This window comes from Sphingobium sp. TKS (assembly GCF_001563265.1).
GTDB lineage: Bacteria > Pseudomonadota > Alphaproteobacteria > Sphingomonadales > Sphingomonadaceae > Sphingobium.
Genome location: NZ_CP005088.1, coordinates 67,020 through 75,938, shown reverse-complemented (window position 1 = coordinate 75,938; position 8,919 = coordinate 67,020). Strand labels below are relative to the sequence as shown.

Here is an 8,919-nt window from a genome sequence, read left to right as displayed (position 1 = left end):
TGACGGCCACCGTAGATTCGGGGTTTCATTGACGCAACGAAAAAGTTCGGGGTTTCATTGACGCTCGCCGACGATTCGGGGTTTCGTTGACGCAGATTCGGGGTTCTGGAGTCACCGGATTCGGGGTTCCGTTGACGCCCAAGGCCAAAAAATGGCCGATTTCACTATTATATTCAGTATCTTACGGAGACGCCAAAATCCCGTAACACGACTCTTTAACCCATATATTAACACTAGGCCGCCCTGTGGATAACTTTTGCCGCGACGTGGTTTCACCCACCAGCATCCCGCCAGATCGGACAACCTGTCCCGGAAATCGGGACAGAGGCAGCGCGACTCACTGGCGCAGTGCTTGAAGCACGGTCAGAGGGAAGAAAAGCGCCGCCTCTTGGGGGCTTCGCCCCCGCCGGCTCGCGGCCTGCGGCCGCCCCGGATCGCTTTGCGATCCTCCCACCCGGCATCCCCCATGATGAGCCGGCTTCGCCGGCACGCTTTTTGTTGGATTAGGGATCGTTTAAACGCTGCGCCCCTGCCGCGACCACAGCGCCAGCGGCACCGTCGCAATTGGCTTTCCAGAAAAGCCAGGCGGATAGGGCAGCGATCAAGCCGAGAGGGCAGGGGAGGCGGAAACGTCGCGGCAGGGGCGATTTCCGGGCCGCTGGGCGTCATTCTGAGCGTTCGGCAGGGTTGGAGAGGTCGAGCGCCCGATGCCGCTCTACGGGCTTCCTAGGCGGCCGATTTTTTGGAAGCTAGATCCTCGCACGATCGCGCGCGACGACACGGAAGTGCGTTTTATGGGGTGACTACACGAAAGTGACGCATCCGCACGCTAAGCGCGAACGTATGGTGAACGTTACGCGGCGAGCAACGAACTGATGGCGCGCAGTGGCCGCAGGACATCCGGATCGGGCCGATCTTCAACATTCCAGCTATAGTCGCCGGTGAGCGAGATATGTTCCCAGCCCAATGGCGCGACGTGACGTGCGATTTCGTCGGGCGTGCCGATATCAGCCAGCGCCACTTCGAGATAGCGGGTGTTCCACAGGATGATGGCGGCGACGAGCAGGTTGAGGCCGGAGGCGCGATAGGTCTGGTTCTCGAACCGCCGATCACGCAATTCGCCGAGCTGGTTGAAGAAGAGCGCGCGTGCGAGCGCGTTGCGGGCCTCGCCCTTGTTGAGGCCCGCCTGGGTACGCCGGCGCAGATCAATGTCGCGCAGCCAGTCGAGCATGAAGATCGAGCGTTCGAGGCGGCCCAGCTCGCGCATCGCGAGGGCCAGTCCGTTCTGTCGCGGATAGGCGGACAGGCGGCGAAGCATCGCCGAAGCGGTGGCGGTGCCGGTGCGTATCGATGTGGCGAACCGCAGCAGTTCATCCCAATGCGCCGCGACATGACCCAATGCGATCGGTTCGGCCGTCATGCCGGCAAGCAAGGGGCCGGCTTCCTGGCCGGGAAGGAGGTGCAAACGACGCTGCTTGATGTCGCGCAGGCGCGGCGCGAAGCGGTAGCCGAAGAAGGGCATAAGGCCGAACACATGGTCCGATGCACCGCCTGTATCGGTGTAGTGCTCCTCGATTGTCAGGCCGGTCTGCTGATACAGCAAGCCATCCAGCACATAGGGAGCTTCGCCGGCGGTCGCCGCGATTACCCGGGTCGCGAAGGGGTCATATCGATCCGAGACATGGGTGTAGAAGGCAACGCCCGGTTCGTTGCCGCTGCGCGCGTTGATGTCGCCGATTGCGGCGCCACGGCCCCCGGCATGGAATTGCTGTCCGTCGCTCGACGAGGTGGTGCCGTCTCCCCACAGCGCGGCGAGCGGCATGGCGCGATGGGCGTCGATCAGCCTTCCCAGCGCTTCACCATAGGCGGCCTCGCTGATGTGCCAGTCGTGGAGATGGGCGAGCTGGCGCAGGCTTGCGCCTCGGCAGGTTTCCGCCATGCGTGTGAGGCCGAGATTGATGCCATCGGCAAGGATGACGGTGAGCAGCGCATTGCGGTCGTCGGCCTCCCGGCCCGAACGCCGATGGATGAAGCATTCGCTGAACCCGGTCCAGGCATCGACCTCAAGCAGGAGATCGGTGATCTTCACGCGCGGCAGTCGGTCATAGGCAGCGCGACGGGCAATCTCGGTGGCGGGTGGCGTTGCCGCTTTCAGCGGCGAGATGATAAGGCCGCTTTCGTCAAGCCTGACCTGGGGCAGCTCGCCCTGTCGGGCGAGGACCGTCACCTGTTCGATCGCCGTGTCGAGCCTGGCGCGCCTTTCCTCGATATGACGATCGAAGTCCGTTTCGATGGCGAGCGGCAACGGCCCCTTCTCGCGAAGCGCGTCGAAGGTGGCCGGCGGGATGAGGTAGCTATCGAAATCGCGGAACTGGCGGCTTCCCGAGACCCATATGTCTCCCGCTCGCAACCGCTCCCGTAGCTGGGACAAGGCGCATAGTTCATAGGCGGCGCGATCGACGATGCCGTCCCGCAGGACGAACGGCCGCCATGCGGAGGGCACAAAGCGCAGCGGCACGCGATCAGGCAAGCGCCGTTTGCCGGTCCGGTATAGCTCCGCGATGATGGTAAGCGCCGACAGGAGTCCCTGCACCGCACCGGCGCCGCGAAATTCGAAGGTGTTGAGAAAGGCACCGGCAAAGAGCTTCACCGTGCGATGCCGCTCGATCAATTCAGCGGTGCGATCGACGGTTTCCGGTCGCCCGAGTACTTCGGCCCGCGCGACCGCCACGGCGAAGCGCTGCCAATCCAGCGCCTCGATCTGCGCCAGAGAGTCCACACCGTTGGTGCGCGCTTCGATGAGAATGCGGCAAGACCCTGTGAGCGTCCGGAGATGGCCTTGCAACTCGCGCACCGTCTTGAGGGCTTTGTCACGGGTCCGGTTCTCGGCGCGACGCGACATGCTGCCCAACAGCTTGTCGAACATCGTCAGGGTGGCATCGGTCAGGCTTTCCTCAAGACGGATGCCCTGCGCCGCCAGCGTCGCATGGCGGCGCAGGGCATTGAGTTCGCCAAGGTGCTGGGGTGTGATCCGGCTGCCTTCGTCCGCCAGCCTGTCAAAAGTCAAAGCCGGGATCATGTCGGCACGGGCGCGATCGAGATCCAGCGCGCGGATATGAGTGAGCCGTTCGATCAGGCGTAGGATGTTGCGCGCTGCCGGCGACTGTGGTGCATTGCGCAGCCAGGATAGCCATGTCGCGGCTTGCCCTGTTCGTCGGGCCAGCAGATCGTCCAGCCCCTGCAGCGTATCGGGCCGCAGGCCGTTCGTGAGCACTTCATAGGTAAGCTGTTCGGCCTGCTGGCGAGCACGCCGGAGTACCGCTTCGAGAACCGATGAAGAAGGCAGGAGGATCTGCCGGCGCCGAAGTTCGTCAACGATGACCCCCGCCATCTGGCCGGGGTGGACGATGGTCTGTGCGATCGGGATCGAGAATGCGACAACTTCGTGGAAAGCCTTGCGGTCGAAAATCCTGAACCCGTGCGATCGTCGGATTTCAACGAGATGTTCGCGACGGGTCTGGTCCCGATGGGCATAGTCCGCGAAGGCTTCGGGCGCGACGCCGAGTTGCTGCGCCACATAGGCGAGCACAGGAGCGGGCGGGACTTCACCCGCTTCCAGCGCACGGCCAGGCCATCTCATATAGAGTAGGAGCATCGCGTAGCCGAGCCGGGTGGCATCGCCGCGACGGCGGCCGACAATTTCCAGGTCGTCACCGGTCAGCGTATAGTGCCGCGCAATCTCGCGCTCATCGAGCGGCGCGCCATAATGCCCTGCCCAGATTTCCGCGCTCACCAGTCGCCGTCTCGCCAAGCACTATCTCCTTCCGCGTCCTTGTCCGTCAGACGGTCCTCTGGCGGCCAGCAGGAATATGTCCGTTAACTCTGGACCTATAACGGCGATTCGGACAAGATCAGATAATGATGGGAAAACGGACAGGATTGGGCTGCATGTGGCGTTGATCGGCTATGCGCGCGTCTCGACGGCAGACCAGAAGCTCTCACTCCAGCTCGACGCGCTGAACGCGGCCGGGTGCGACCGGATATTCGACGATCACGCATCTGGTGCAAAAGCCGATCGGCCCGGCCTGGCCGAGGCGCTCGCCTATCTGCGCAGCGGCGACACGCTGGTGGTTTGGAAACTCGACCGTCTTGGGCGCTCGATGAGCCATCTGATTGAGAAGGTCGGCGAGCTAGCGACGCGAGGTATCGGGTTCCGCTCGCTCACCGAGAACATCGACACCACCACTTCGGGCGGGATGCTGGTGTTCAACATCTTCGGCTCGCTTGCCCAGTTTGAGCGCGATCTGATCCGGGAGCGCACCCATGCAGGCCTCAAGGCCGCTCGCGAGCGAGGTCGCCCCGGTGGGCGGCGGCCAGTGGTCACACCTGACAAGCTCCGCAAGGCGCGCGAACATATCGCTTCCGGCCTCACAGTTCGCGAGGCCGCCGCGCGCCTCAAGATCGGCAAAACCGCCCTCTACAAAGCCCTCGAAGCCACGGAGAAGAACACAAAGTCCCAGCGTTCCCGGTCCGTTCGCTCTTAGCGTGCAGATAAGTCACTTTCGTGCAGTCACCCCTTTGACAAGCTGATTTCGCGAGGCGTGATTATTCGTCGGGCGGGATATAATCGGGCCAAAATCCGGAATCTGGATCACCCTCGTAGATCGGTGCGCCGAGTTTCGGCGCCACCGGCTCAATTGGCGGCGGAGGCAGAGTGGGCTCCTGCCCATCGAGATGGACGCGGATCACCGCGCCATCCCTGGTCGCCTGCTGGAAGATCGCGCGTATATCCTGGCCCTGTCGGATTTTGCCTCCGACCCATCCACAGCGATCCGCACTTAGATAGCCGATCTGATACCCGCGAGCCGAATGCACCGATACAGCGCTGGGATCGGCCTTGTTTGTGGGATCGAGTTCCAGTCGAATGGCATCACCAGGATTGAGCATCCGTATTTCAAAGAGCCGGTTCGATCCATCGGCATTGGGGTGCAACGCGCCAACGACGACGAGGCTGAGTTCCTGGGGCATGTCGATCGTCTATGTGCCGCCGGCTGATTCTGTCCAGCGGCCACGCATTGGGCAGGGCGATCGCCGGATTAGCGCCATTCCGGCCGCAGCTTCGTGGAAGGCCTTCGAGCGCCTGCACCGGATGGTTGCCGACAGATTGCGAGCTTGCCATTCCTCAACCCGTTCCAATCGGACTGTCACATATTATTGGAGGAGCCCATCTGGACGATCCCGAAGCTGATCGAAGCGGTCGGCGATCGCGATCCAGCGGGCCACTCCCGCATCGTCGCCTGCTACCGCGAGCGCGGTGATGCGTTCGGCAATATGCTGGGTCGCCTGTTCGCCAAAGCGACGCTCGATGGCGAGGGCTTCGGCCCAGCGTTCCAGCTCCGCCGTCACAGCAACGTCGCGGCAGTGGATGCCGAGGCGCGCGGCTTGTTCCATGGCTCGCTCGTCCGCTCCATGGCGATCAGTTCGTCAGGGAAGCAGCGCTCCTGAAAAGCGCAGATGTCATCGAAGCTGCCGTGGAGCCACTGGTCATATTCAGCCTCATGAAGCAGGACCGGCATTCGATCGTGGATCGGGCGGATCGCCTCATTGCAGTCGGTCATTGCTCCCGAGAACACCGGTCCCCACTCGGCGCTGTCACGCCAAAGGCCCGCCCAGGCAAAGATGGGCCGGTCGTGCAGCGAGAACCAGGTTCGGGTCTTGGCGCCTTTCGACCCTTCGGCTTCCGCGAAATGGGTGACCGGGATCAAGCACCGAGACTCTGGCTTGCGTGCAGCGCCGCTCCAGAAGGATTTGCGCAGATCCGCGATATTGTTGACGGGTTTGGGCTTGGATTCAGGCTTCATACCCTTGAGGCGCACTGGCCAGCCCCATGTCATGCTCTGCAGGACGCGAGCGCCATCCTGCTCGCGGACGACCATGCCGGGATATCCGGGATAGACCTCTTCGGGCGCGTTGAACTGGGTGACCGGCAGGGGCACGCCGAAATGTGCGGCGACTTCGGCGGCTGATTTGCGGACCGTGAAAAGATTGCACATGGCCGCAAGCTAACACCGGCGACACCTCAAGAAAACTGCCGATCACACGCACGCGTTTGCGCAATGCAGGGGGCATCTGTCGACCGGAGGGATCAGCAGCGGAGAGCCAAAAAAATGGCCGATCCAAAGACCGGCCTTCTGAGTTTTAGGAGAGGATGCCTGAAAGGCAGGGCGCATGTGGCACCGGGTGGCGCGACCCGCAAATGCGAAGCGCCCGCTTGCGATTGCGTCAAACGCAATCGGCCCTTCAAAGCAGCGCTAGTTGCGCGCCTCCGCTGGGTGGCGCCTTGCCGCTGCGCCACAAATCCTCGGTCGGCTCGACGATCATGCGTTCGGCGGCGAACGGCGCTCTGAACTGAAAGGCGATCACGTCCTCGATCGACCCATAGAGCCAGCGCTGATAGTCGGTTGGATCGAGGAGGACCGGCATACGGTCGTTGGTCGGGGGAATGGCGGCATTGGCCGTCATGGTCATGCCGGCGTAGACCGGACCCTGGTCCGGCAGGTTCCGGCAGAAGCCTGCCCAGGCCATGATCGGCTGCCCCTTCACGGAAAACCAAGTGCGGGTCATGGCACCGGGCGTGCCGGAGGGATTGGAGAAATGGGTGAGCACGATCAGGCACCGATAGCGGGTGTCCACCGCCATCTGCTCCCACATCGGATTGGTGAGATCGGCGACAAGGCCGATGCGGCCTGGCTCTTCGCCCCGTTCGCGCATTTCGCGGGTGAGGCGCGGGAAACCCCAGGTCGCGGCACGAAGAATGCGGCGCCCCTTATTCTCGAACACCACCATCCCCTCCGCGCCCTCGGTGATGTCCTTGGCCGGTGGGATGGGTGCGGGCATGTCGGCGCCAAAATATTTGGCGACTTCCGCCGCGCCCACGGTGATGGTGTGAAGCCTCGACACGCCTTATCCTGTGATTCTGCATGCTGTTATCAGAAATCGAGGTTTCGCCGTTCCATCTCGTCGATGACGGCCTGCTGCTCCTCGGTTATTTCCTCGGGGTCGAGAATGCCGGCCCAAATGGCGATCAACTGCGCGTCGGTCAGCGCGGCAACCTGCGCCGCTGCCCTGTGAGCATCCTCCATGGTCTGCCTCCATGCCATGTCGGCAGAAAATATAGCATGAAAAAGGGCCGCCATGAAAATGACGGCCCTCCTTCGTGACGAGGGTGCAGTTAGCGCTGCTGAGAGCCGCGATCCTGGTCGTCGCGACGTTCCTGCTGTCCGCCACCCTGCTGGCGGCGCTGCTCGTCCTGCTGATTCTGCTGGTCGGGCTTCTGGCCGGGCTGTCCGCCCTGTTGGCCGCCGCCCATCTGATTGTCTCTATTCTGGTCTGCCATGATCTGCATCCTCTCGCGTGCCGAAGCGACACGAGGGAAGAACCGGCGGCAAGTGATGCCGTTCCGGCAAAATCGTGCTGATCGAAATCAAGAAGGCGATAAGTCACGGATTCATAGCAGAAAGGTGAGAAGCCATCGATCTGCGTGCGACGATGTTCGTCGATTCTCCAGCATGAGTTGGCAGCTATTCGTGCTCGTTCAGGGATCGTTTCACTTCGATGATTATTATAGCTGTATCTCCCGGGCACCAAGGGAGTCGCAGGAAGCTTGCGTGAGCGTTGCCGCATAGAAAGCGCCCTGCACGCAAGGGATAGGTGCAGGGCGCGTCCGTCTTGCTGTCGGGCAATAAAGGACGCGCCCGTTATATCGGAATGACACAGCATTTCAAAAGCTATTCGGCTCATTCTCGAAATTTATTGCCCTGCGTTCCATTTCATTGATCATATTGTTCAACTGAAAAAGGGAACGATTGTTAGCGCGATCATTCAATTGAGTTTTGTCTTGGTGACGCCGAGCATCGCCATGAGCTGGGTCCCGGTCGTGTCGTCGCCATTTTTGAGGATCGCGGCAAAGCCGCCGATCATCTTGCCGAAATGCTCGCCCGATAGCCGCATGTCGCGCGGGGTTTGCTGATCGTCGTCCGCGGTGATCAGCATCGCGATTCCCATGGCGAGGGCTTCGGTCAGCATGGGCATGGCGATACTGGCATGGCCTTCCTGCACCTCGCGCGATCCCATGGCATGGGTTACCGCCTGGATCGCGATCTGGGCGCAAACATGGCGATATTCGCCCGGTGAGAGATTATCGGGAATATCGAACAGTTCTTCCGGTACGGCCTTGATGCTCATGGCTTCATCCTCTGTGTCGGCTCACGGCCTTTTTCCATTCCCGTTCATCGGGAGGGGGAAATTTGATCCGCAGCGGTTGCCGGGTGGTTTCGATCGAGACTGGGCGGACCTTGCGACCATAGCGTTTCGAACAGCTGGTGCAGTAGAAGCATCGGACTGCGTCGCGAAAATCATCGGTCCAACCTTTGCGGTGGAATTTCCACCACAGGCCATGGGGTTCGAACAGGCCCACCCGCCGGCAGCGGCATTCGACCTTGACCGTATAGCCCCAATGGGCGGCCTCGAAGATGGAGGTCGTCTGCCGATCATGATCGTGGGTGATGCCATCACGGGTTTGCATGTCTCACGCGCTCGTCCCAGGCTAAAGCGCCCAGCATATAGGGGCCATCATCGCGCCGGCCTTCGCGGATCTCGCGCAGGAAAGCGCGATTGTCGAAGCCGCGCTTCTCCAGCGCTTGCGCCACCGCCTCGCGGATATGATCGATATGGTCCATGGTCCGGTCCTCTGGCTTCACCACGGAATCTCATCATCGTCGACGAGCGCCGGATCCTTGCGGGGATCGACGGGCGGTGTCGTCGATTCGGTGCCGGGGGTCTCAAACAAGTCCGCTTGTTCTGGCGCCTCAGCCGACTTGGCGCCAAGCCGTAGACTGAGCTTTCGACGTTGCTGCATCG

Annotated in this window: 12 protein-coding genes; 2 read left to right on the top strand and 10 right to left on the bottom strand. The window is 61.9% G+C overall.

Features of this window, described 5'->3' with window-relative positions:
* Positions 1-853: 853 nt before the first annotated feature.
* Positions 854-3,811 (bottom strand): Tn3 family transposase, encoded by a 2,958-nt coding sequence (locus K426_RS29310; protein ID WP_011627729.1) that lies wholly within the window; start codon positions 3,809-3,811, stop codon positions 854-856.
* Between the two features lie 139 nt (positions 3,812-3,950).
* Between K426_RS29310 and K426_RS29305 the strand changes: the two genes are divergently transcribed.
* The gene (locus tag K426_RS29305; protein ID WP_013039114.1) at positions 3,951-4,544 is read left to right on the top strand and encodes a recombinase family protein; all 594 of its coding nucleotides are present in this window, start codon (positions 3,951-3,953) and stop codon (positions 4,542-4,544) included.
* A gap of 61 nt (positions 4,545-4,605) precedes the next feature.
* Here the strand turns inward: K426_RS29305 and K426_RS29300 are convergent, their stop codons facing one another.
* From K426_RS29300 to K426_RS32270, 5 genes are all read right to left on the bottom strand, one after another.
* A complete protein-coding gene (locus K426_RS29300; RefSeq protein ID WP_082749261.1) occupies positions 4,606-5,028 on the bottom strand; it encodes an HIRAN domain-containing protein in 423 nt (140 codons plus the stop codon).
* Positions 5,029-5,211: 183 nt separating this feature from the next.
* Positions 5,212-5,451 (bottom strand): DUF6961 family protein, encoded by a 240-nt coding sequence (locus K426_RS29295; protein WP_237230242.1) that lies wholly within the window; start codon positions 5,449-5,451, stop codon positions 5,212-5,214.
* Positions 5,403-6,053, bottom strand: coding sequence for an SOS response-associated peptidase (locus tag K426_RS29290; protein WP_066564796.1), 651 nt, complete (start codon positions 6,051-6,053; stop codon positions 5,403-5,405). The genes K426_RS29295 and K426_RS29290 overlap by 49 nt, the downstream gene beginning before the upstream one ends.
* Positions 6,054-6,300: 247 nt before the next feature.
* The gene (locus K426_RS29285; RefSeq protein WP_066564798.1) at positions 6,301-6,960 is read right to left on the bottom strand and encodes an SOS response-associated peptidase family protein; all 660 of its coding nucleotides are present in this window, start codon (positions 6,958-6,960) and stop codon (positions 6,301-6,303) included.
* Positions 6,961-6,989: 29 nt separating this feature from the next.
* Positions 6,990-7,142: a hypothetical protein gene (locus K426_RS32270; RefSeq protein ID WP_162854653.1), complete on the bottom strand. Its 153-nt coding sequence runs from the start codon at positions 7,140-7,142 to the stop codon at positions 6,990-6,992.
* 74 nt (positions 7,143-7,216) lie between these two features.
* Here K426_RS32270 and K426_RS29275 point away from each other — a divergent pair, with 74 nt between their 5' ends.
* Positions 7,217-7,477: a hypothetical protein gene (locus tag K426_RS29275; protein WP_145907848.1), complete on the top strand. Its 261-nt coding sequence runs from the start codon at positions 7,217-7,219 to the stop codon at positions 7,475-7,477.
* 404 nt (positions 7,478-7,881) lie between these two features.
* Here the strand turns inward: K426_RS29275 and K426_RS29270 are convergent, their stop codons facing one another.
* The 4 genes from K426_RS29270 to K426_RS31985 are packed head-to-tail and all read right to left on the bottom strand — an operon-like array spanning position 7,882 to position 8,917.
* The gene (locus K426_RS29270; protein WP_066564803.1) at positions 7,882-8,244 is read right to left on the bottom strand and encodes a hypothetical protein; all 363 of its coding nucleotides are present in this window, start codon (positions 8,242-8,244) and stop codon (positions 7,882-7,884) included.
* A gap of 4 nt (positions 8,245-8,248) precedes the next feature.
* Positions 8,249-8,584, bottom strand: coding sequence for a hypothetical protein (locus K426_RS29265; RefSeq protein WP_066564805.1), 336 nt, complete (start codon positions 8,582-8,584; stop codon positions 8,249-8,251).
* Positions 8,571-8,762, bottom strand: a complete 192-nt coding sequence (locus K426_RS31715; RefSeq protein WP_128830664.1) for a hypothetical protein — start codon at positions 8,760-8,762, stop codon at positions 8,571-8,573. The genes K426_RS29265 and K426_RS31715 overlap by 14 nt, the downstream gene beginning before the upstream one ends.
* Positions 8,756-8,917: a hypothetical protein gene (locus K426_RS31985; RefSeq protein ID WP_157846831.1), complete on the bottom strand. Its 162-nt coding sequence runs from the start codon at positions 8,915-8,917 to the stop codon at positions 8,756-8,758. Before K426_RS31985 ends, K426_RS31715 begins: the two co-directional genes overlap by 7 nt.
* Positions 8,918-8,919 lie beyond the last annotated feature (2 nt).

Excerpts from the sequence above, each read along its gene's own strand:
- K426_RS31985 (WP_157846831.1), bottom strand. The coding sequence starts at position 8,917 with ATGCAGCAACGTCGAAAGCTCAGTCTACGGCTTGGCGCCAAGTCGGCT.
- K426_RS29290 (WP_066564796.1), bottom strand. The coding sequence starts at position 6,053 with ATGTGCAATCTTTTCACGGTCCGCAAATCAGCCGCCGAAGTCGCCGCA.
- K426_RS29265 (WP_066564805.1), bottom strand. The coding sequence starts at position 8,584 with ATGCAAACCCGTGATGGCATCACCCACGATCATGATCGGCAGACGACC.
- K426_RS29295 (WP_237230242.1), bottom strand. The coding sequence starts at position 5,451 with ATGGAACAAGCCGCGCGCCTCGGCATCCACTGCCGCGACGTTGCTGTG.
- K426_RS29270 (WP_066564803.1), bottom strand. The coding sequence starts at position 8,244 with ATGAGCATCAAGGCCGTACCGGAAGAACTGTTCGATATTCCCGATAAT.
- K426_RS32270 (WP_162854653.1), bottom strand. The coding sequence starts at position 7,142 with ATGGAGGATGCTCACAGGGCAGCGGCGCAGGTTGCCGCGCTGACCGAC.
- K426_RS29300 (WP_082749261.1), bottom strand. The coding sequence starts at position 5,028 with ATGCCCCAGGAACTCAGCCTCGTCGTCGTTGGCGCGTTGCACCCCAAT.